At 68.0% G+C, this 20,920-nt stretch carries 20 protein-coding genes; 9 read left to right on the top strand and 11 right to left on the bottom strand.

The annotated features are described in order from the left end of the window. The first annotated feature begins 233 nt into the window (after window positions 1-233). On the top strand, window positions 234-557 hold the full coding sequence (locus ACWEVR_RS06000; protein ID WP_019044565.1) for a WhiB family transcriptional regulator: 324 nt from the start codon (window positions 234-236) through the stop codon (window positions 555-557). Window positions 558-656: 99 nt separating this feature from the next. Here ACWEVR_RS06000 and ACWEVR_RS05995 read toward each other — a convergent pair whose 3' ends face one another. Beyond that, window positions 657-1,787: an ArsA family ATPase gene (locus ACWEVR_RS05995; protein ID WP_452466013.1), complete on the bottom strand. Its 1,131-nt coding sequence runs from the start codon at window positions 1,785-1,787 to the stop codon at window positions 657-659. Further along, window positions 1,784-2,821 (bottom strand): ArsA family ATPase, encoded by a 1,038-nt coding sequence (locus tag ACWEVR_RS05990; RefSeq protein WP_452466012.1) that lies wholly within the window; start codon window positions 2,819-2,821, stop codon window positions 1,784-1,786. The genes ACWEVR_RS05995 and ACWEVR_RS05990 overlap by 4 nt, the downstream gene beginning before the upstream one ends. 59 nt (window positions 2,822-2,880) lie before the next feature. Between ACWEVR_RS05990 and ACWEVR_RS05985 the strand changes: the two genes are divergently transcribed. Genes ACWEVR_RS05985 through ACWEVR_RS05975 form a run of 3 tightly spaced genes read left to right on the top strand, consistent with a single transcriptional unit; the run spans window position 2,881 to window position 4,310 of the window. Next, the gene (locus ACWEVR_RS05985; RefSeq protein ID WP_110038224.1) at window positions 2,881-3,042 is read left to right on the top strand and encodes a DUF4177 domain-containing protein; all 162 of its coding nucleotides are present in this window, start codon (window positions 2,881-2,883) and stop codon (window positions 3,040-3,042) included. Window positions 3,043-3,044: 2 nt separating this feature from the next. Further along, window positions 3,045-3,506 (top strand): RidA family protein, encoded by a 462-nt coding sequence (locus tag ACWEVR_RS05980; protein WP_067494498.1) that lies wholly within the window; start codon window positions 3,045-3,047, stop codon window positions 3,504-3,506. A gap of 9 nt (window positions 3,507-3,515) precedes the next feature. Continuing rightward, window positions 3,516-4,310 carry an MBL fold metallo-hydrolase gene (locus ACWEVR_RS05975; RefSeq protein WP_452466011.1) on the top strand — a complete coding sequence of 265 codons (795 nt, stop codon included), beginning with the start codon at window positions 3,516-3,518 and terminating at the stop codon, window positions 4,308-4,310. 163 nt (window positions 4,311-4,473) lie between these two features. Here ACWEVR_RS05975 and ACWEVR_RS05970 read toward each other — a convergent pair whose 3' ends face one another. Both ACWEVR_RS05970 and ACWEVR_RS05965 read right to left on the bottom strand, forming a co-directional pair. After that, window positions 4,474-5,148 carry a Crp/Fnr family transcriptional regulator gene (locus ACWEVR_RS05970; protein WP_040703546.1) on the bottom strand — a complete coding sequence of 225 codons (675 nt, stop codon included), beginning with the start codon at window positions 5,146-5,148 and terminating at the stop codon, window positions 4,474-4,476. Between the two features lie 157 nt (window positions 5,149-5,305). Then, window positions 5,306-5,548, bottom strand: a complete 243-nt coding sequence (locus ACWEVR_RS05965; RefSeq protein WP_067640470.1) for a hypothetical protein — start codon at window positions 5,546-5,548, stop codon at window positions 5,306-5,308. Window positions 5,549-5,782: 234 nt separating this feature from the next. Between ACWEVR_RS05965 and nth the strand changes: the two genes are divergently transcribed. The 4 genes from nth to ACWEVR_RS05945 all read left to right on the top strand — a co-directional run bounded on the left by nth (window position 5,783) and on the right by ACWEVR_RS05945 (window position 9,125). After that, entirely contained in the window at window positions 5,783-6,463 is a 681-nt protein-coding gene (nth, locus tag ACWEVR_RS05960; RefSeq protein ID WP_452466165.1) for an endonuclease III, read from the top strand. After that, window positions 6,460-7,104, top strand: coding sequence for a redoxin family protein (locus tag ACWEVR_RS05955; RefSeq protein ID WP_452466010.1), 645 nt, complete (start codon window positions 6,460-6,462; stop codon window positions 7,102-7,104). Before nth ends, ACWEVR_RS05955 begins: the two co-directional genes overlap by 4 nt. A gap of 16 nt (window positions 7,105-7,120) precedes the next feature. Further along, on the top strand, window positions 7,121-7,864 hold the full coding sequence (locus ACWEVR_RS05950) for an NUDIX hydrolase (protein ID WP_376739947.1): 744 nt from the start codon (window positions 7,121-7,123) through the stop codon (window positions 7,862-7,864). A 67-nt stretch (window positions 7,865-7,931) separates the two neighbouring features. After that, a complete protein-coding gene (locus ACWEVR_RS05945; RefSeq protein WP_452466009.1) occupies window positions 7,932-9,125 on the top strand; it encodes a MarP family serine protease in 1,194 nt (397 codons plus the stop codon). 317 nt (window positions 9,126-9,442) lie between these two features. Here the strand turns inward: ACWEVR_RS05945 and ACWEVR_RS05940 are convergent, their stop codons facing one another. The 6 genes from ACWEVR_RS05940 to metH form a co-directional block, all read right to left on the bottom strand. After that, entirely contained in the window at window positions 9,443-11,254 is a 1,812-nt protein-coding gene (locus ACWEVR_RS05940) for a choline/carnitine O-acyltransferase (RefSeq protein WP_452466008.1), read from the bottom strand. Between the two features lie 9 nt (window positions 11,255-11,263). Further along, on the bottom strand, window positions 11,264-12,079 hold the full coding sequence (locus ACWEVR_RS05935) for a class I SAM-dependent methyltransferase (RefSeq protein WP_357146472.1): 816 nt from the start codon (window positions 12,077-12,079) through the stop codon (window positions 11,264-11,266). A 9-nt stretch (window positions 12,080-12,088) separates the two neighbouring features. After that, entirely contained in the window at window positions 12,089-12,952 is an 864-nt protein-coding gene (locus ACWEVR_RS05930) for a HalD/BesD family halogenase (RefSeq protein WP_356981920.1), read from the bottom strand. A gap of 157 nt (window positions 12,953-13,109) precedes the next feature. Continuing rightward, entirely contained in the window at window positions 13,110-13,802 is a 693-nt protein-coding gene (locus ACWEVR_RS05925) for an HAD family hydrolase (protein WP_452466007.1), read from the bottom strand. A 76-nt stretch (window positions 13,803-13,878) separates the two neighbouring features. Then, on the bottom strand, window positions 13,879-15,687 hold the full coding sequence (locus tag ACWEVR_RS05920) for a serine/threonine-protein kinase (protein WP_452466006.1): 1,809 nt from the start codon (window positions 15,685-15,687) through the stop codon (window positions 13,879-13,881). A 215-nt stretch (window positions 15,688-15,902) separates the two neighbouring features. Next, window positions 15,903-19,499 (bottom strand): methionine synthase, encoded by a 3,597-nt coding sequence (gene metH, locus ACWEVR_RS05915; RefSeq protein ID WP_452466005.1) that lies wholly within the window; start codon window positions 19,497-19,499, stop codon window positions 15,903-15,905. A 126-nt stretch (window positions 19,500-19,625) separates the two neighbouring features. Between metH and ACWEVR_RS05910 the strand changes: the two genes are divergently transcribed. Further along, on the top strand, window positions 19,626-20,510 hold the full coding sequence (locus ACWEVR_RS05910) for a PAC2 family protein (protein ID WP_067492062.1): 885 nt from the start codon (window positions 19,626-19,628) through the stop codon (window positions 20,508-20,510). Window positions 20,511-20,577: 67 nt separating this feature from the next. On the opposite strand, the gene ACWEVR_RS05905 is transcribed toward ACWEVR_RS05910, so the two are convergent. Further along, window positions 20,578-20,883 carry a hypothetical protein gene (locus tag ACWEVR_RS05905; RefSeq protein WP_067492061.1) on the bottom strand — a complete coding sequence of 102 codons (306 nt, stop codon included), beginning with the start codon at window positions 20,881-20,883 and terminating at the stop codon, window positions 20,578-20,580. Window positions 20,884-20,920: the final 37 nt, after the last annotated feature.

Raw genomic sequence — 20,920 nt, 5'->3', positions numbered from 1 at the left:
ACAGCGCCGCTGCCGCGTCGACACGCGATTTGAATGGACGCCCGTACCAAAAAATCGGCGGCCGGTCTTGCGTAACGGCCATACCTTTACCTAGATTGAGAACCCAGTGTGATAGAGCTAACACTCAAAGTGGAATGTGGTGCGGAACGCAGCGGTAGTTGGGTTGCTGTGATCCGCGCTCGCGATTCTGGAGCGCCGCACAACGGTGTTCGGACTGCAAAGGGGCACATCAAATGCACATCACAACCCCCATCGCTCGACTGGATGTAGAGCAGGCCGAGGCAAGGATCGCTTGGGTTGCCCAGGCGCGATGCAAGGAAGTGGACCCGGATCAGCTCTTCGTGCGCGGTGCGGCGCAGCGCAAGGCGGCCACGATCTGCCGTCATTGCCCGGTATTGATGCAGTGTGGCGCCGATGCCCTCGACAATCGGGTGGAGTTCGGCGTGTGGGGCGGCATGACCGAACGCCAGCGACGAGCGTTGCTCAAGCAGCACCCCGATGTGACCTCCTGGGCCGACTTCTTCCAGGCTCAGCGACAGCACCAAGTGGCCATCTGACACAGCGAATACCACAACGGCGCCGAGACCGCTGGGTTTGCGGGATCGGCGCCGTTGGCGGGTACCACCGCCGAAGCAAGCGATAGCCGATATGTCTGATTAGGAAGCGGCTTCGCCGGTCAGCTGATCGCCGACCGCACGCAAGGCGGTGAGGTCGGAGACCTCGAACGGCAGCGCGGTCACGGACACGATCCGGACCTTGGGATGCGCCCCGGTGAACCGGTGCAGCAGCCGTTGCTCCCGTTTGGCGGTGGCTACCCGCTCGGCATGGATGCGCAACACCGACGCGGTGAGCGGGTCGGTGTCGGCGAGCTGATCGGCGGCGGTGAGCGCGTGATCGCCGGACAGGCTCGTCAGCACGGGATGCGTTCGGTTGAGCACCAGACCGGCCAGCGGCATCTGCTCGGTCGACAACCGGTCGACGAAGAACGACGCCTCCCGCAACGCGTCCGGTTCCGCCGCGGCGACGACGAGGAAGTGGGTGCCCGGCTTGGCCAGCATCGCGAACGTGCGTTCGGCCCGGTCCTGGAAACCGCCGAACAGCGACTCGAGCGACTGCAGGAACGTCGAGGCGTCCTTGAGCATCTGCCCGCCGACGATCGTCGACACCCCGCGCATGGCCAGGCTCATCGCTCCCGTGACGAACCGGCCGACACCGCGACCCGGCGCCATGATGAGCCGGATCATCTTCCCGTTGAGGAACGTGCCGAGCCGTTTGGGCGCGTCGAGGAAGTCGAGGGCGTTGCGCGAGGGCGGGGTGTCGACCACGATCAGGTCCCACTCCTTGCGCGCGGCCAGTTGCCCCAGCTTCTCCATCGCCATGTATTCCTGCGTGCCGCCGAACGACGACGCCACCGTCTGATAGATCGGATTGGCGAAGATCTGCTCGGCCTTCTCGGGGCTGGTGTGCTCGAGCACCATGTCGTCGAAGGTGCGGCGCATGTTCAGCATCATCGCGTGCAGTTCGCCCGGCACCTCGGGGCCCAGCTCCACGCGCTGCGGTGAGTTGTCGAGTTCGGCGACGCCGAGCGACTGGGCGAGCCTGCGCGCCGGGTCGATGGTGAGCACAACGACCTTGCGGCCCGACTCCGCCGCGCGCAACGCGATCGATGCGGCGGTCGTCGTCTTGCCGACACCGCCGGAACCGCAGCACACGATGACCTTGGCCTGCGGGTCGGCGATGATCTCGGCGACATCGAGGGGAGGCGGGGTGGTCACACGGTCGTTCATCGCACTCCCTGCGCGGATAGCTGTTCGGCCAGTTCGTAGAGCCCGCCGAGATCCATGCCGTCGCTCAGCGCGGGCAGATGCAGCTGGGGGACGTCGACCTCGGCCAGCTCGGCGGCGCTCGCGTCCTGGGCGGTGAGCATCGTCGCGTGGTCGGCCGTTTCGGTGATCAGGCCGGCGAAATCGTTGTCGGACAGGGTGATTCCGGCCTTGGTGAGTCCGGCGGCGATCGCGGCGGTGTCGAGTTCACCGCGGACGGCGGCGACCCGGTCGGCGGGCGTGAGCTGACCGGCGGCCGCCCGGTTGACGATCACCGTGCCGATGCGCAGATCGTTCGCGGTGAGTTCGGCGACCGCGTCGGCGGTCTCCTGCACCGGCAGCGCCTCGAGCAACGTGACCAGGTGGATCATCGTCTGATCGGAATGCAGCAGCTTGGAGACGCCCTCGGCCTGCGAGGCGATCGGGCCGCCCTTGGCGATCTCGGCCATGGCCTGGGTGACGTCGAGGAACGACGCGATCCGCCCGGTCGGCGGCGAATCGACGACGATGTCGTCGTAGGCGGGTTTGCCGTCCTTGCCGACGCGCACCGCGCATTCCTTGATCTTGCCGGTGAGGATCACATCGCGTAGACCGGGCGCGATGGTGGTGACGAACTCGATGGCGCCCATCCGGCGCATCGCCCGGCCCGCGAAGCCGAGGTTGTAGAACATGTCGAGGTATTCGAGGAAGGCGTACTCGGTGTCCAGCGCCAGGGCCACCACCTCGCCGCCACCGTCGGCAGTGGCGATCTGGGTTTCGGTGGGCGGCAGCGGCGGCCGGTCGAACAGCTGCGCGATGGACTGGCGGTTCTCGACCTCCACCAGCAGCACCTTGCGTCCCCCTGCGGCCAGGGCGAGGGCGAGCGCGGCCGAAACCGTCGACTTGCCGGTGCCGCCCTTGCCTGTCACGTAATGCAAACGGGCCTTGACCGCGCGCTCTGGCCAGCCGGTCGTCGGCTCGGGAACCGAGGAAACCGGCTCTGCTGTTGGTGCTCCCACGTCGCCGAGCCTATAACCCGTTTCGCGGGGATGGTCGGGGTGAGCCCTAAACTCACACCATGAGTGAAGTCACCCTGTGGGAGTACGCGACCGTGCCGCTGTTGACGCACGCGACCAAGCAGATCCTCGATCAGTGGGGCGCCGACGGCTGGGAGCTGGTCACGGTGCTGCCCGGACCGACCGGCGAACAGCACGTCGCCTACCTGAAGCGGCGGAAGTAGTCGTGGCCACCGCGTGGAAGGACGCGCTCGACCGGCTCGGGGTCACCCTGCCGCCGGTCGCCGCCCCCGTCGCGGCCTACATCCCGGCGATCCGCACCGGTTCGCTGGTGTACACCTCGGGTCAGCTGCCGTTCGTCGACGGTGAATTGTCGGCGGTGGGCAAGGTCGGCGCCGAGGTCGATGTGGAGCAGGCCAAGGAGGCCGCGCGGCTGTGCGCGCTCAACGCGCTCGCCGCGGTGCACGATCTGGTCGGGCTCGACCAGGTCGTTCGGATCGTGAAGGTCGTCGGCTTCGTCGCCTCCGCACCGGGGTTCACCGATCAGCCGATCGTCATCAACGGTGCCTCGGAGTTCCTCGGTGAGGTGTTCGGCGAGGCGGGCGTGCACGCGCGCTCGGCCGTCGGCGTCTCCGAACTGCCCAAGAACACGCCCGTCGAGGTGGAACTGATCGTCGAGGTCGGATAGGTAGCCGTCATGGCACTGGAACATCCCGCGTACGGCCAGGTCAGGCAGGTCACGCCGACCGCGTCGGTGCTGCTGGCCGACAACCCGTCCCAGATGACGCTCGACGGGACGAACACCTGGCTGCTACGCGGACCCGGCAGCGACGACTATGTGGTCGTCGATCCGGGCCCGAAGGACAAGAAACACACCGCCGACATCGTCGCGGCCACCGGTGGGCGCATCGCCCTCACCCTCATCACCCATCACCATCCCGACCACACCGGCGGCATCGATCACCTGGTGAAGGCCACCGGGACACCGGTACGGGCGGTGGATCCGAAGTACCTGCGCGGCACCGTGACTCCGCTGGCCGACGGTGAGGTCATCGAGGCGGCGGGGCTACGGATCACCGTGCTCGCGACGCCGGGCCACACCGGTGACTCGGTGAGTTTCCTGCTCGACGACGCGGTCGTCACCGGTGACACGGTGCTCGGCCAGGGCACAACGGTGCTCGAATCCTCGGGTGGTGCGCTCGCCGCGTTCCTGTCGTCGCTGGAGCTGCTGCTCGAGCACGGCGCGGGCAAGGCGCTGCTGCCCGCCCACGGTCCCGATCACCCCGATGCCGAGCCGGTGGTGCGGTACTACCTGAACCACCGCCGCGAACGGCTCGACCAGGTCCGGGCGGCGCTGGTGGAGCTGGGCTCCGACGCGGGCGCTCTCGCTGTTGTTCGCAAGGTGTACGCCGATGTGGACAAACGCCTGTGGCCCGCGGCGCGGAGCTCGGTGCGGGCCCAGCTGGAATACCTGCGGGCCGAGAAGGGCTGACCGCTTCCTGATCGCCGGCACCGCGCGTGTCGGCGATCAGGTCGTGTGCGGTAACGCCGAAGTCCCGGCATGACGGAACCGCCGTGGTGTGGACGAGGCCCTCATCCTCATGAGCCACACGCGGTGGACCGCCGTACCGGGACGGCAGACGAATCGCCGGACGTCAGCGCGCGCGACGCGCGAGACGCTCCGAATCCGAGATCAGCACGCTCTTGCCCTCGAGACGCAGCCAACCGCGATGTGCGAAGTCGGCGAGCGCCTTGTTGACGGTTTCGCGCGAGGCACCGACCAGCTGGGCGATCTCTTCCTGGGTCAGGTCGTGCGTCACGCGCAGCGCACCGGCCTCCTGCGTGCCGAAACGCTGTGCGAGCTGCAGCAGCGCCTTGGCCACACGGCCGGGCACGTCGGTGAAGATGAGGTCGGCGAGGTTGTTGTTGGTGCGGCGAAGGCGTCGGGCAAGCACGCGCAGCAGCTGCTCAGCGATCTCGGGACGCTGATCGATCCACGACTTGAGTGCGTCGCGGTCCATCGTGACGGCGCGGACCTCGGTGACCGTGGTTGCGGTCGAGGTACGCGGACCCGGGTCGAAGATCGACAGTTCACCGAACATGTCGGACGGACCCATGATGGTCAGCAGGTTTTCCCGGCCGTCGGGGGAACGTCGGCCGATCTTCACCTTGCCCGTCGTGATGATGTACAGCCGATCGCCGGGTTCGCCCTCGTTGAAGATGACGTGGCCGCGCGGAAAATCTACGGGCTGCAGCTGCTTGGCGAGCGCGGCCACCGCGGTGGGCTCGACGCCTTGGAAGATGCCTGCTCTGGCGAGGGCCTCGTCCACGAATGTGCTCCTTATGGGATATGGCTTGCGAACCTGGTCGAGCGAATCGACCAACAGCGCAGTCTACGCGGCATTACGGCAGCACAGTGACAGACACCACGTAAAGAGTGGATTGCGCGAGCCGCGACACTGTGTCGGCGGGGAATGAGGAGATGGTTCAGCTGGCCCGGGCGACGTCCATGTCCGGCGTCCGTGCGCGGCGCTTGCGCACCCGCGCGACCGCGGCGGGAAGCCCGAGCTTGGTCAGTTCTTTCACTTCGGCGTTGCTGGCGTTGTCCAGGTACTGCTGAACCTCTTCATCGGGTTCGAGAAGTTTGCGGAGCCGATTCTCGACCCGCTCCATCCCCAGCGCGAACAGCATCAACAGCACTGGGAAGAGCACCACAGCGAGTCCTTGCATGACAGGCAGTAAACACGGTCCAGGTCTCAGATGGAACACAGGTGCCCAACTCGGTCGCGCAATGTTGTCGGACCGGTTCCGTATGGTGGTGCGGTGCCCGTTTCCCCCGCAACCGCCGCCGCAGGCGACGCCGTTCCGGTGCCGGTGACCACCGGGATCACGGCGGTCCGCAAACGCAAGAATCGCGCTATAGCTGCGGAAACGCGGATCGGGACGGTCCGTCGTGCCCGCCGGATGAACCGCACGCTCGCCGAGGCTTTCCCGGACGCGCACTGCGAGCTCGACTTCACGACTCCACTGGAATTGGCGGTCGCGACGATCCTGTCGGCCCAGTGCACCGACGTCAGGGTGAACCTCACCACTCCCGCGCTGTTCGCCAAGTACCGCAGCGCCCGCGATTATGCCGAGGCCAACCGCGTGGAGCTGGAGGAATTCATTCGGCCCACCGGCTTCTATCGCAACAAGACCAGCGCGCTCATGGGTCTGGGCCAGGCGCTGGTGGAGCAATACGACGGTGAATTGCCTCACACCCTCGACCAACTGGTGAAGCTGCCCGGCATCGGGCGCAAGACGGCCAACGTCATCCTCGGCAACGCCTTCGATGTGCCGGGTATCACGGTCGACACCCATTTCGGCAGGTTGGTGCGCCGCTGGGGGTGGACCGCGGAGGAAGACCCGGTGAAGGTCGAGCACGCGGTCGGCGAGCTGTTCGAGCGCAAGGACTGGACGATGCTCTCGCACCGGGTGATCTTCCACGGCCGCCGCGTGTGCCATGCGCGCAAACCCGCCTGCGGCGCTTGCGTGCTGTCCAACGACTGCCCCTCCTTCGGTGCCGGGCCGACCGATCCCGCCGTGGCCGCCGAGTTGGTGAAGGGGCCCGAGCGCGATCACCTGCTGGAAATGGCCGGGCTGTGAGCGAGGCGTCCCCGCTCGCCCGTCCCGGCGTTCGCTGGGTGCTCGCCGCACTGATCCTCGTCGTCGCGGCGACGGTCGCCCTGTGGCCGCGCGATGATTCCGGCTCCACCGAAACTCGCAAAACTTCGCAACAGGAGTCGGGCGTGTCGGCCGCCGAACGTGCCGCCGCCGGTTTGACAGCCTGTCCCGTCGCAGCCCCCGGCACGTCCGGTTCAGGGCCGCTGGCCGGGCTCACCGTCGGCTGCCTCGCCGACGGGACCCGAGCCGACCTGGCCGCCGCCCTCGCGGGCAAGCCCGCGCTCCTCAATCTCTGGGCCTACTGGTGTGGTCCCTGTGCCACCGAGCTTCCTCACCTGCAGGAATTCGCGCAGCGTGCGGGTTCGGCGCTCACCGTCCTCACCGTGCACAGCGATCCCGACGAGGCGAAAGCGCTCGCGCGGCTCTCGGGTCTCGGCATCACCTTGCCCGGCGTTTCCGACCCGGCGGCCGCGGTGCGCGGCGCGGTCGGCGCGCCGCCGGTACTCCCGGTTTCGGTGTTGCTGCGCGCGGATGGCAGCGTGGCGAGTGTGGAGGTGCGAACCTTCGCCGACGTGACCGACATCGCCGATACGGTCGCCGCGAAGCTCGGTATCACGGTATGACAGACAGCGTTGTGTGGTGGCAGGCGAAGAGGATGACAGCGTGAACGGTGTGGCGAGACTGGACGACTCCGGGATTCCGGCCTGGCTCCACCCGGCGACGAGGCACGGCGGCCCCGACGCCGACGACACCCTCGCCACCTCCCGCGCCCTGCGCCGCGCCATGTCGATCACCGGCAAACCGAGGCGAGCGGCGGTACTCGTGCTGTTCGGCGGCTCCGCCGACGGCGGCCCCGGAGCACCACCCGCCGACGCCGAGGTGCTGCTCACTCAGCGCGCCTCGACCATGCGTCAGCACCGCGGCCAGGTCGCCTTCCCCGGCGGCGCCGAGGACCCCGGCGACGACGGCCCGGTCGGCACCGCCCTGCGCGAAGCCGTGGAGGAGACCGGCCTCGACCCGTCGGGCGTGCAGCCCTTCGCGACCCTGCCCACCCTGTTCGTACCGCCGTCGAAATTCGACGTCACCCCCGTGCTGGCCTGGTGGCGGGAGCCGAGCGAGGTGCGGGTCGTCGACCAGGGCGAAACCGAACGGGTGGTCCGGGTGCCGCTGAGCGAATTACTCGATCCCGCACACAGATTCATGGTGCGTGGCAGTCTCGGCTACCAGAGTCCCGCCTTCCAGGTCGACGGCATGCTGGTGTGGGGACTCACCGGCGGTATCCTCGCCGGCATCATCAAAACTGCTGGGTGGGAACGAGACTGGGATCGGGGCGACGTGCGTGATCTGGAGAGCTCGCTGGCTGCGGTCGGAATGACCCTGTGAGCGCGCGGCACATCGGCACAGCTGTCATCGCCGTCATGTCGGAGCCGAACGTCTGCGAGGCGCAAGCATGAGCGCCTCGGTGTGGCTCGATATCGCGGTGGTGCTGATCGCGCTGGTCGCGGCATCCACCGGGTGGCGGCAAGGGGCGGTGGCCTCGGCGCTGGCGTTCTTCGGCGTCGCGCTCGGTGCCGTCGCGGGCATTCTGATCGCACCGCACATCCTCAAGCACCTCAGTGAGGGCCGCAGCCGGGTACTCGGCGGCATCCTGCTGATCGTGCTGTTGGTGATCGTCGGTGAGGTCGCAGGCATGGTCCTCGGCCGGGCCGCCCGCTCCGGCATCCGGCATCCGTTCGCACGCAGTGTCGACAGCGGTGTCGGTGCGGTGCTGCAGGCGCTCACGGTGCTGGTCGCCGCCTGGCTGATGGCATTGCCCCTGGCCACGGCCTCCCAACCAGGTGTGGCTGCCGCCATCAACGGTTCCCGAGTGCTCGCCGACGTGAACGCCGTTGCCCCCGCCTGGTTGCGCAAGCTGCCCAACGAGTTCTCCAAACTGCTCAACACCTCCGGGCTTCCCGATGTCATCGGACCCTTCGGCCGCGCGCCCATCGCCGCTGTCGAACCCCCCGACCCGAGCGTTCTGGCCAGCCCCGTCGCCGCCTCGTTGCAGCCGAGTGTGCTGCGCATCCGTGGTGTCGCCCCGAGCTGCCAGCGCGCGCTGGAAGGTTCCGGCTTCGTCGTAGCGCCGGAGCGCGTGATGACAAACGCGCACGTTGTCGCAGGCACCACCAGCGTGTCGGTCGATACCGCACGCGGACCGCTCGATGCCAACGTTGTGCTGTTCGACCCGTCAAAGGACATCGCGGTCCTCGAGGTCCCCGGCCTGACTTCACCGGTGATTCCGCTGGCACCCACGCCCGCCGCATCCGGCGAGAGCGCGATTGTGCTCGGTTACCCCGGCGGTGGGCCGTACACCGCCAGCGCGGCCCGCGTCCGCGAAACCTTGGACCTCACCGGCCCGACGATTCATCGCGACGGAACTGTCGAACGCGAGGTCTACACAGTTCGCGGCCAAGTCCGCGCAGGCAACTCGGGCGGCCCCCTGGTCGACACCGAAGGCCAGGTACTGGGCGTCGTCTTCGGCGCCGCCGTGACCGACGACGACACAGGCTACGTACTGACCCTCGACGAGGTCGCCTCAGAGCTGGCAGCCGCCGGCGTCAGCAACGCTTCAGTCGACACAGGAGCCTGCGTCTTGAGCTGAGGCGCACACCGGCAACCCGCTAGCTGGAGGCCCTGAGTGATGCGCACCCCGGTCCGGATTCCCAGCAGTCCGCCATGACAGCCTCCCCAACCCCGCACATCCCGACCTCGAGGAGGGATCGCCGCGAAGCGGCGTAGCGGCCCGGCCGCGAGTTAGCCGCCGTTGCGCATGCGCGCAGCGCGAGCAACGGTGGCTAACTCGCGGCCCTCCAGGGGCCGCGCTCGAGCGCGCCAGCGCTCCAAAAACACAGCCAGCACTTCATGGGCGCAAACCCAAAAGTGCCGGGTACGCGCCCCACACACGCGTACCCGGCCAACTCACGCCAACAACTCCCGCAGCTCACCAACCGCCGTGCGCAGGTGGTCGGCGAACGCGTACATCTGATCGGACACCGACTTCGGTGTGGCCAGGTAGATGTTCCAGCGGTCCGGCAGCAGCACATAGGCGATGCCGATACAGCGCGGGCTGGTGGATCCGAAACCGAAGTAGCGGATGTACTGCGAGGGCGCCGAGCTGGTCGACAGGTAGTCGTCACGCATGACCGTCCAGCCGGGGCTGTCGAACAACGCGATCCGCTCACCGTCCACACCGAGCTCGGCACCGCGGCGGCGCTGGATCCACTCGAGCTCCCACAGGTGCTGCTCGGGTGCCTGGCCCGCCTGGCATTCCTTGGCGCGGTTCACGTGCGCGGTGGCGGCGGCCCGCGCGGCGGCGAGCTTGGTCTCCTGGTCGGCCTCGGGGTCGACCATGGCGTCGACGAAGGCCACCATCTCCGGTGTCACCACCCGCATGGCCTCGGTGCGGCCGTTGCGGAACTGGCGGGTCGCGATGGACTCGTAGGTCGCCCCGGTGATGCCCTTGCTGCGCCGGTGCGCGAGCTGATAACTCAACTGCGCGAACGCGTCCGGCGAGATGCCGAGCTTCTTGGCGTCGGCGGTGCCGAAGTCGTCGAACGACACCAGCGAGGTGGCGGTGTCGGCGGCGAACTTCGCGAAATCCGCTCCGGCGGCGGCGATATCGGCGCGTGCCGCCGAGTCGAGTTCGAACTCGACCGGCTCGACGGCGGGCAGTCCCTGCGCCTTGGCACCGCTGGTGGCGGCGTGGTCGTCGGCGCCGCGCTCGAGCAGCGCGTCGACGAACGACAGCACCGTTGTGCCGTCGAGCCCGCAGTGCTCGATATTGATGCCTGCCTGGCCGTCGGCGAAGACGATGAACGACACCGACTTGTCGAAGTAGCGGTTGCCGCTGTCGCCGTGCAGGAGCTGATCGCAGGCGTGCAGTTCGTCGCGGGGCGCGAAGTCCTCGAGGCACACCGAAAACAGTGCGGTCTCGATGACGTCGAACGCCTCCACATTGGCGGGCACGGTGCGCAGGGCGGCCCGGCTGCGGGCCCATTCGGCGCGCGCCTTGGTGGTGAGATGACCGACCGAGGTATCGGTGGCGGCCGGCTTGGTGCCCGCCTTGATCACCGCACGCAGCCCGTCGACGAGGTCGGAGAACGCGTACGGCGCACCGTCGACCCCGACCACATCCATCCGGAAGATGTTGCCGCGGTAGAAGACCGCGATGTGGCGGGCGTTCGATGGCCCCGGCCATTCGTCGCTGTAGGGCTTGCGAACGGAGTCCTGCACCTCGCCGGGAATCCGGGTCTCGGAGAACAGGTACTTGTTCTGCCACATCGACAACTGCTGTCCACGCTGGGTGACCGGCGGGATCTTCTCCGCGTCCAGGGCCAGCTTGAAGTCGACAGCGGCGCCGATGAGCGCGGCGGCCCGCTCGGCCTGCCCCGCCACCGTCGACGACGCCAGCGGCGTGTCGTCACGGAACAGGAACACGAAGTTGGCGTTGAGCGCGATCCGGTCGCGGCGGCCCAGGTACCGCGAGGGCCAGAACTCGTCGAGCCAGCTGCCGACACCGGGTGTGGCGTCGTATTCGGCCAGCGCGGCGTGCAGGGTGCGCCCGGCCCCACCGGGGCGCAGCAGCTCGGCTACCGCGCCCTCGGTGGTGGCGTATTCCTCGGCGCCGAGCAGCGGAGCGCACCACTGCAGGAACCGCGCGCAACTGTCTTCCAGTGTCGGCAGCGGAACCCGGGGCAGGGTGTCTTCGGCGGCGAACGTGGGTTGGTTCAATCCAGATCCTCAGGTCTCGATGGGATGCGGGCGGGACAGGAACAGGTTGGCGTAGAGCCAGCCTTCGGCTTCGTGATCGGTGGTGTCGATTCCCTTGGCCGCCAACGCATCGAGTACCTGCTGACGTTCCTGCGCCGAGGCGAAGCGACGCTGCTGGAACATACCGGGCCGCTGCTCACTGCGATAGCCGAGCGCGGCGAGTTCGGCGGCGATGGGATCGAAGTCGAACATCCGCAACACGAAGTGCGCCATCCACGGTCGCTTGTGTGGATCGGCTTGCGCGACCCTGGACAGGGTTTTCTCGGTGATGTAGCCGACGCATCCGGTGGAGATCACCAGATCGGCGGAGGCGAGCACACGTCGCTGTGCCTCGGTGGGCTCGGTGGCCTCGAGGTCGGCGTGCACGTAGTCGTGCAGGAGTCCGGCGGCGTGGGCGTAGGTCAGCGCCGGGCGTGCGGCGTCCATCCCGATGAAGCGTACGTCGGGCATCAGGTCGGTGCGTAACCGCTCCCGGTCCGCCGCGATGAGGCCGACGCGGTCGGTGTCGGCGTGGTCGCGGTAGTGCGTGGCCAGCTCGTCGACGGTGGTGTCGGTCCGCAGCAGCGCCGCGTTCACTCCGTAGGAGCAGCCCAGATCGAGCACCGTCGGGATGCGGTCCGGACGCGCGGCGCGCAGCTGGCGCAACTGCTCGGCGAAATGCGGCTTCGCCAGTTCCGGGATCCGGTAGTCCAGCTCGTTCATGCGCGCGAAATACGCGCGCGGGTCCGGACTCTCGTAGATGTCGTCGAAGGATGCTTTACCGGTGGTGTGCAACGGAACGGACATGGGTTCCTCTCAGTCGAGCAGTCGGTCACCTCGGACGGCGGCGGCCGCGGCGGCCACGTGATCGGGTAGCACACGGCCGAACAGCTGCCTGGTGCGTTCGACAGTGCCGATCACCCCTGGCCGGTCCGTGTAGGCGAAGATCGCCGAATGTCGTTGTCCGGCACCGGTCACCTCGGTGACGCGGTGCAGGGAGAAGCGGCCCTTGAACAGTTGCAGGTCGCCCGGGCGCAGCTCGAGCGCCCGGATGAAGCGCCCGCCCTCGCCGGTGAGCACGGCCCGCACGTCGTCGAGATTCTCGGCGTGCGGGTCACGGATGTTGGGGCAGTACTCGAAGACACCGCCCGAGTCGGGGCGGCGGGTGAGCATGCTGACGGTGAATTCGTTGGTGTCGAAATGCCAGGGGTGCGACATGCCCGGCTCGACCACGTTCAGACACAGCCCGGCCAGCGGGTCGGCGAATTCGTGCAGCTCGTCGAGTTCGAAGCAGTCGGCGACGAAGCGCTGGAACACCGGGTCGGTGTAGAGGCGCTGGATCAGCGCGTCGGTGGGGATGTGGTCGCGGGCGACGAAGGCGTTCCCCCGGTCGAGCACGATGCGCGCCGGGTGATCGGCGGGCAGGTCGGCGTCGAGCGGAATGTTGTAGGCGTTGACCCGCTCCACCTTGTAGTGGGCGTGCGGGGCGATGGCCTCACCCTCGGCGCGCAGGGTGTCGAGCAGCTGCGGGCGGATGAATTCCCGCAGCACGGTACAGCCGTCCTCGGCGAGTTCGGCACGGGCCGCGTCGATCGCGGCCTGTCTCCCCGGATCACCCGGATCGGTGAGTGGATACCGTGCGATGTCGACGATTTCGTCAAGCCCCCGCGTGCCTGTCATGGAAACAGTTTGCGCGAAAATTCTGTGACACGCCCGGGATTCGGTCGAATCGGCCAATCCCGAACAGATCACAGAGAGATGAATTCATCTGTGCCACAACAGTTTTCGTAAATTCCACCCCGATGACGGAATTATCACGGTAGGCTATTACGCCCTATCACGCGGTGGCAGTGGCCCGTTCGTCCCGTGCGGCGAAGGCGGCACGCAGGTCGGCCACCGACAATCCGTTCAGTGATTCCCTGAATACCCGCCCGGCGACCTCGGGAACCTCGATTTCGCAGGGAATCACGATCACCGCGCAGCCGGCCCCCTGCGCGGCCAGCGCACCGGTCGGCGAGTCCTCCAGCGCGACACAGTCGGCCGGATCGACACCGAGCAGTTCGGCCGCGCGCAGGTAGACGTCGGGCGCGGGCTTCCCGTGGGCCACCTCGTCACCACAGACCGACAGGTCGAAGAAGTGCCTGCCGAGGGTGTCGAGGCCGTACTCGGTGAGCGAGCGTTTGGTGTTGGTCACCAGCGCGCAGCGCAGACCCGCGGCGCGCACCATGTTCAGCGCGTCGAGCGCGCCCGGGCGCCACGGGATGGGGCCGAGCATCAGTTCGGTGACGCGCTGTTCGAGGAACTCCCCCGCCGCCGCGATCACCTGCGGGGTCGTCGTGACGCCGATACCGTCGAAGAGCATGCGCAGCGCATTGGGCCCGGAAGCACCGATGAGGGAGTGACGCAACTCGTCGCTCATCTCGTGGCCGTGTTCGCGGGCCAGCTCGCGCACGGCGATGTCCCACAGCTTTTCCGAATCGAGCAGTGTGCCGTCCATGTCCCACAGCACCGCGGCCGGTCGCACGCTCACGTGTTCACTCGCCTCGTTCTCGTCGTCTCGCCGGCACCAGCGCTCGCGGGGCCCGGTCAAGCCTAACGGGTTCGGTTTATACCCCTGATCCGGCGATCTGGAGGTTGCCCGCGTCGCCGGTTACCTGGATCCAGCGGTTCTCCGAGCTCACCGACCCGTTGGTGAGGTGGTAGGTGAGCGAGACGACCGCGCGATCGGGCCCGCTGGGGGTGATCGATCCGACAGTCACCGAGCGCACCGTCGACCAGAACGACGAGTACTGACCGAAGCCGCCGGTCTGGGCCTGGTAGCCCGGGGCAAGGCGCGACCAGGCACCACTGGTGTTGCCGGGCAGCATCCCGTAATAGCTCGCGATGAACTGGTTGATGCGTTCGGGCGTCGGTGGGCCGAACGGTGTCGTGGTGATGGTGGTCGTGGTGGGGCGCGGGGTGGTGGTCGCGCTGCTCGTGGCCGGGGTGGAGGTGGGTGCGGTGGTGGCCCCGGACGGCGGCGGCGCCGAGACGGTGATCGTCTCCTGCTCGGGCACGATCACGACAGTGCTCACCTTGCCGTCGACCAGGGTGGTCACCGTGACGGGCGAGGGCGGATCCTGCGCCTGCTGCCCGGCGTCACCGCCACGGTCACGGGTGACGACCAGGACCACGAGCATCACCGTGAACGCGGCGACGGCGGCGGCCAGCAACAGGACGGCACGGTTGTTGGACGAATCGATGCGGGCAGGCGCAGGGGTGAAAGCGGGCGGGCGCGCGGGCGACGGCTGGTCGGGCGCACCGGCATCGCGGACCCCGCCGAGAAATTCGGTGGCCGCGGCCGAGTCGACATCACCGGGTGCCGGTGCCGGCTCGGGCAAGCGTGGTCCGGCCGGAGGTGGCGGCCCGACGAGACCCGGCGCGCTCGCACCCGAGGAACCGCCGGTGATCGCCGAGCGGGCAGCCTTGGCGAAAGCCAGGCCACTGCCGAGCAACCCGGCGGCCTTCACTCCCCCACCCGAGGGCGCCTGCGGCTCGGAGGTTGTCGTCCCGCCCAGGTCGAGCACTTTGGTCGCGGTGGCAGGCAGCGCCGGAACACGCCCTGCCGCAACGTCTTCCAGTGCGCGCCGCGCCTGTGCCATGGTCGGGCGCTCGGCATCGTCGGCGGTGAGCAACCACATCAGCACCGGTCCGAGCGGGCCCGCCTTCTTCGGCTCGGGCACCACCCCGCGTGCGACGGCGTGCAGGACAGCGAGGGGATTGTCGCCCTCGCCGAACGGCGGCGCGCCCTCGACGGCGGCGTAGAGCGTGGAGCCGAGGGCGAACACGTCGGCGGCCGGTTTCGGATTGTCGCCACGGGCGATCTCGGGCGCCAGATAGGCGGGGGTGCCCGCGAGGAACCCCGTCGCGGTGACGGTGACGTCGCCGGTGGCGTGCGAGATGCCGAAGTCGGTGAGCTTGACGGTGCCGTCGTCACCGACGAGCAGGTTGGCCGGTTTCACATCGCGGTGCATGATTCCGGCGTCGTGCGCGGCGGACAACGCCGCCGCGGCCTGCGCGCCGATCCCGGCCACCTCGATCGGCGACAGCGTCGCCCCGCCGGAGATCTTCACCGCGAGGCTCGGCGCGTTCATGTATTCCATGACCAGCCACGGCTGGCCGTCCTCTTCGGCGACATCGAAGACGGTGATCGCGTTGGGGTGGTGCAGGCGGGCGGCGATGCGGCCCTCACGCATGGCCCGCAATTTCGCTTCCAGCGCTTGGGTTCCGGTGAGACCCGGCGCGAGCAGCACCTGCTTGACCGCGACGGTGCGCCGCAACCGGATGTCGGTGGCGCGCCACACCACGCCCATCGCACCCGTGCCGATCGGGTCGGTGAGTCGATAGCGTCCCGCGATCAACCGATCCGATGTCATAACGTGTGCCCCTCCTGCTTACCGCCGAGTCGTCCAGCCCTCCGCGCCACAGCGGGATGAAACTTCCGAAAATCCTACGTGCCTCAGCGCTTCGATTCCGTTGCCGACCATCGACCACCATGGTCGACCGGTCCGGTTCGTGATCAGATTCACAACGGGCACAGTACGAATCGGGCCGGTCCCAGGTGGACCGGCCCGATCACCGAACACCGATCTCAGGCGTTGAAGTACTTCGCCTCGGGATGCAGCAGGACGAAGGCGTCGGTGGACTGCTCGGGATGCAGCTGCAGTTCTTCCGACAGCGTCACCCCGACCCGGCCCGCGTCGAGCAGGTCGACGAGCTTGGCGCGATCCTCGAGGTCCGGGCAGGCACCGTAGCCGAAGGAGTACCGCGCGCCCCGGTAGCCGAGCTTGAAGTAGTCCTGCACATCGGCCGGGTCGCTGTCGGCGACCGACTGCCCGTCGATGCTCAGTTCCTCACGCACCCGGCGGTGCCAGTACTCGGCCAGCGCCTCGGTGAGCTGCACGCCGATACCGTGCACCTCGAGGTAGTCGCGGTAGCTGTCGCCCGCGAACAGGGCGTTGGCGAAGTCGGCGATCGGCTGACCCATGGTGACCAGCTGGAAGGGCAGCACGTCGACCTGACCGGTCTCGCGTGCCTTGTCCCGCGAGCGGATGAAGTCGGCGATGCACAGGAACCGGTCACGCTGCTGACGCGGGAAGGCGAACCGGTACCGTTCTGGCGCGTCCGGTTGCGGCTCGGTCAGCACGATGACCTCGTCGCCCTCCGACACCGCCGGGAAGTACCCGTACACCACGGCGGCGTGCTGCAACACGCCCTCGGTGGCCAGCCGGTCGAGCCAGTACCGCAGCCGGGGACGGCCCTCGGTCTCGACCAGTTCCTCGTAGCTCGGCCCGTCACCAGCACGCTGCCCGCGCAGACCCCACTGCCCGAGGAACAGTGCCCGCTCGTCGAGCAGGCCCGAATACTCCGCCAGCGGAAGGCCTTTCACCACACGCGTGCCCCAGAACGGCGGGGTCGGCACCGGCAGGTCGGCGGCCACGTCGGAACGCTCGGGCACCACGATGGGCGCCTCGGCGGCCTTGCGCTCGGCGGCGATCCGCTTGGACCGTTCGTGGCGGACCTTGCGCTCGGCGGCCTTCTTCTTCGCCTCGATCGCCTCGGGGCTGTCGGGGTCGAGGCCACCGCCGCGCTTGACGGTCATGATCTCGTCCATCAACCGCAGGCCCTCGAAAGCGTCACGCGCGTAGTGCACTTCACCGTCGTAGACCTCGGTGAGGTCGTTCTCGACGTAGGAGCGGGTGAGTGCGGCACCACCGAGGAGCACCGGGAACTGCTCGGCCACGCCCTTGGCGTTGAGCTCGGCCAGGTTCTCCTTCATCACCACGGTGGACTTCACCAGCAGGCCGGACATGCCGATCACGTCGGCCTTCTTGTCCTGGGCGGCGTCGAGGATGGTGGCGATGGGCTGCTTGATGCCCAGGTTCACCACCTCGTAGCCGTTGTTGGACAGGATGATGTCGACCAGGTTCTTGCCGATGTCGTGCACATCGCCCTTCACCGTGGCCAGCACGATGCGGCCCTTGCCCGAGTCGTCGGTGGCCTCCATGTGCGGTTCCAGGTGCGCCACCGCGGTTTTCATCACCTCGGCCGACTGCAGCACGAACGGCAGCTGCATCTGACCCGACCCGAACAGCTCACCGACGGTCTTCATGCCCGACAGCAGCGTCTCGTTGATGATCTGCAACGGCGGCACCGACTTCATCGCCTCGTCCAGATCCTCGCCGAGACCGTTGCGTTCACCGTCGACGATGCGGCGTTCCAGGCGCTCGAACAGCGGCAGCGCGGCCAGCTCCTCGGCGCGCGAGGCCTTCGAGGACGCGGTCGACACGCCTTCGAACATGGCCATGAGCTTCTGCAGCGGGTCGTAGTCCTCGCCGCGGCGGTCGTAGATCAGGTCGAGGGCGGTCTCGCGCTGCTCGTCGGGGATCCGGCTCATCGGCAGGATCTTCGAGGCGTGCACGATGGCCGAGTCGAGCCCGGCCTCCACGCACTCGTGCATGAACACCGAGTTCAGCACCTGCCGGGCGGCCGGGTTCAGGCCGAAGGAGATGTTGGACAAACCGAGGGTGGTCTGCACCTGCGGGTGGCGGCGCTTGAGTTCGCGGATCGCGTTGATGGTCTCGAGACCGTCCTTGCGCGATTCCTCCTGGCCGGTGCCGAGGGTGAAGGTCAGCGTGTCGATGATGATGTCGGACTCGGCCAGCCCCCAGTTGCCGGTGATGTCGGCGATCAGCCGCTCGGCGATGGCGACCTTGTGGTCGGCGGTGCGGGCCTGACCCTCTTCGTCGATGGTCAGCGCGACCACGGCGGCACCGTGCTCGGCGACCAGCGCCATGATCTGCTGGAATCGCGACTCGGGACCGGCGCCGTCCTCGTAGTTCACCGAGTTCACCGCGCACCGGCCGCCCAGGTGCTCGAGCCCCGCCTGCAGGACCGCGACCTCGGTGGAGTCGAGCATGATCGGCAGGGTGGACGAGGTGGCCAGACGCGAAGCCAGCTCGTTCATGTCGGCGGCGCCGTCGCGGCCCACGTAGTCGACGCACAGGTCGAGCATGTGCGCGCCGTCGCGGGTCTGGTCCTTGGCGATCTCGAGGCAGCGCTGCCAGTCGGCGGCCAGCATCGCCTCACGGAAAGCCTTGGAGCCGTTGGCATTCGTACGCTCGCCGATCATCAGGATCGAGGCGTCCTGTTCGAACGGCACGGCGGTGTACATGCTCGACACGGCGGGCTCGTGCTCGGGGTGACGGCGATCGTCGATCGGCGGCAGCGTCTTTTCGACCTCGCGCACCGCCTCGGCGACCTGACGGATGTGCTCGGGCGTGGTGCCACAGCAACCACCCACCATCGACAGCCCGAACTCGGAGACGAAACCGCTCATCGCGACGGCCAGCTCCTCGGCGGTGAGCGGGTACTCCGCGCCCTTGGCACCGAGCACCGGCAGACCCGCGTTCGGCATCACCGACACCGGAATGGTGGCGTGGCGAGACAGGTGCCGCAGGTGCTCGCTCATCTCGTCGGGCCCGGTGGCGCAGTTCAGGCCGATCATGTCGATACCGAGGGGTTCCAGCGCGGTGAGTGCCGCACCGATCTCGCTGCCGACGAGCATGGTGCCGGTGGTTTCCACCGTCACGTGGGTGATGATCGGGATCCGGCGACCGGCGGCGAGCATCGCCCGGCGGCTGCCGGTGATCGCGGCCTTCACCTGCAACAGGTCCTGGCAGGTTTCGATGAGGATGGCGTCGGCGCCGCCGTCGAGCATGCCGAGCGCGGCCTCGGTGTAGGCGTCGCGCAACGCGGCGAACGGGGCGTGGCCCAGCGTCGGCAGCTTGGTGCCCGGACCCATCGACCCGAGGACGTAGCGCGGGGTGCCGTCGGCCGAGGGGCCCATTTCGTCGGCCACCTCGCGGGCGATACGGGTGCCGCGCTCGGACAGGTCGCGGATCCGGTCGGCGATGTCGTAGTCGGCGAGGTTGGGCAGGTTGCACCCGAAGGTGTTGGTCTCCACCGCGTCCGCGCCCGCCGCGAAGTACGCGCGGTGGATGTCGGCGAGGACATCGGGGCGGGTGTCGTTGAGGATCTCGTTGCATCCCTCGAGGCCGCGGAAGTCGTCGAGCGTGAGGTCCGCGGCCTGCAACATCGTGCCCATCGCACCGTCGCCGATGACGACACGGCGTCGCAGCGTGTCGAGGAGCGTGGTATCGAAAGTGGTGGGCAAGGACGCAGGCATGGTTCAAGACTAGTGGGCGCCTCCGACACACGAGACCACTGTCGGTGATCCAGTGGCCCGGGCCACACAACACGCAACCCTGCCGGTCGCCACAAAACAATTGGCACAAGACACTAGGCTGACCTGGTGGATGCCAGTGAGACCCCCGAGACGGAACTGCCGACGTTGCGCAATCCCGTGCTGGTCGCGGCCTTCGAGGGCTGGAACGACGCCGGAGATGCCGCCAGTGGCGCGGTCGAACATCTGGAGTTGCTCTGGGACTCCGAGCCGCTGGCCGAACTCGACTCCGAGGACTATTACGACTACCAGGTGAACCGGCCGACCGTGCGTCAGGTCGACGGGGTGACCAGGGAGATCCAGTGGCCCTCGACCATGTTGTCGGTGTGCTCGCCGCCCGGCAGCGATCGCGACGTGGTGCTGCTGCGCGGGATCGAACCCAATATGCGCTGGCGCAGCTTCTGCAACGACCTGCTCGAGTTCATCGAACAGCTGGGTGTGGAGACGGTGGTGATCCTCGGCGCGTTGCTGGCCGACACGCCGCACACCCGGCCGGTGCCGGTCACCGGTTCGGCCTACAGCCCCGAGGCCGCCGAGCGATTCAATCTGGAACAGACACGCTACGAGGGTCCGACCGGGATCACCGGCGTGCTGCAGGACCAGTGCGTGAAGGCGGGCGTGCCCGCCGTGTCGTTCTGGGCCGCCGTGCCGCACTACGTGTCACAACCGCCGAATCCGAAGGCGACGATCGCGCTGCTGCACCGGGTGGAGGAGGTCCTCGACATCGAGGTGCCGCTCGGTGAGCTGCCTGCTCAAGCCGAGGAGTGGGAGGCCGCGGTGAACGAGATGACCGTCGGCGACGAGGAGATCAGCGAATACGTGCGCTCGCTCGAGGAACGGGGCGACGCGGCACTCGATCTCAACGAGACGATGTCGAAGATCGACGGTGACGCGATCGCCGCGGAGTTCGAGAAGTACCTGCGCAGGCGCGGGCCGGGAAGCTTCGGGCTGTAGACCCGACGCACCGGCCCGCTCGGGCCGCCGCCGTCAGGATGGTGGTTCGGTGTCGGAGGCCGCCATCTCAGCGCTCCAGGGTGAGGACTTGGGCGGCGGCTTCGTGCGCCAGCTTGGCGATCAGCATGTCGCGCGGAATCGTCTGCCCGGCAAGATGATCGAGCGACGGGACCACCACGTGGTGTGCGTCGGCCCGCTTCAATTCCTGGGTGAGCTCGGCGAAGGCCGCACCGTCACCCGCGGTCGATTCATGGAACGTCGCGGCGAAACACATCCCCGCTGTAGCCGCGAGGCTGCGTAGCGCATCCTCCAATTGATCGCCCTGGCCCTCGGCCAGATCGTCACGCAAGTATCCATAGATCAACGCTTCCACCCGAACCTCCGTTGGATTGGGATCGCTGTTCTGTTGT

Source organism: Nocardia sp. NPDC003979, assembly GCF_053605015.1.
Note: the sequence above shows the minus strand (reverse complement) of the source record. Positions and strands in the feature narration are given on the sequence as shown.

Bases quoted from the DNA above. Each gene is read 5' to 3' on its own strand.
- ACWEVR_RS05935 (WP_357146472.1), bottom strand. From the start codon at position 12,079: ATGTCCGTTCCGTTGCACACCACCGGTAAAGCATCCTTCGACGACATC.
- ACWEVR_RS05930 (WP_356981920.1), bottom strand. From the start codon at position 12,952: ATGACAGGCACGCGGGGGCTTGACGAAATCGTCGACATCGCACGGTAT.
- ACWEVR_RS05985 (WP_110038224.1), top strand. From the start codon at position 2,881: ATGAGTGAAGTCACCCTGTGGGAGTACGCGACCGTGCCGCTGTTGACG.
- ACWEVR_RS05975 (WP_452466011.1), top strand. From the start codon at position 3,516: ATGGCACTGGAACATCCCGCGTACGGCCAGGTCAGGCAGGTCACGCCG.
- ACWEVR_RS06000 (WP_019044565.1), top strand. From the start codon at position 234: ATGCACATCACAACCCCCATCGCTCGACTGGATGTAGAGCAGGCCGAG.
- ACWEVR_RS05965 (WP_067640470.1), bottom strand. From the start codon at position 5,548: ATGCAAGGACTCGCTGTGGTGCTCTTCCCAGTGCTGTTGATGCTGTTC.
- metH (WP_452466005.1), bottom strand. From the start codon at position 19,499: ATGCCTGCGTCCTTGCCCACCACTTTCGATACCACGCTCCTCGACACG.
- ACWEVR_RS05945 (WP_452466009.1), top strand. From the start codon at position 7,932: ATGAGCGCCTCGGTGTGGCTCGATATCGCGGTGGTGCTGATCGCGCTG.
- ACWEVR_RS05995 (WP_452466013.1), bottom strand. From the start codon at position 1,787: ATGAACGACCGTGTGACCACCCCGCCTCCCCTCGATGTCGCCGAGATC.
- ACWEVR_RS05920 (WP_452466006.1), bottom strand. From the start codon at position 15,687: ATGACATCGGATCGGTTGATCGCGGGACGCTATCGACTCACCGACCCG.
- nth (WP_452466165.1), top strand. From the start codon at position 5,783: ATGAACCGCACGCTCGCCGAGGCTTTCCCGGACGCGCACTGCGAGCTC.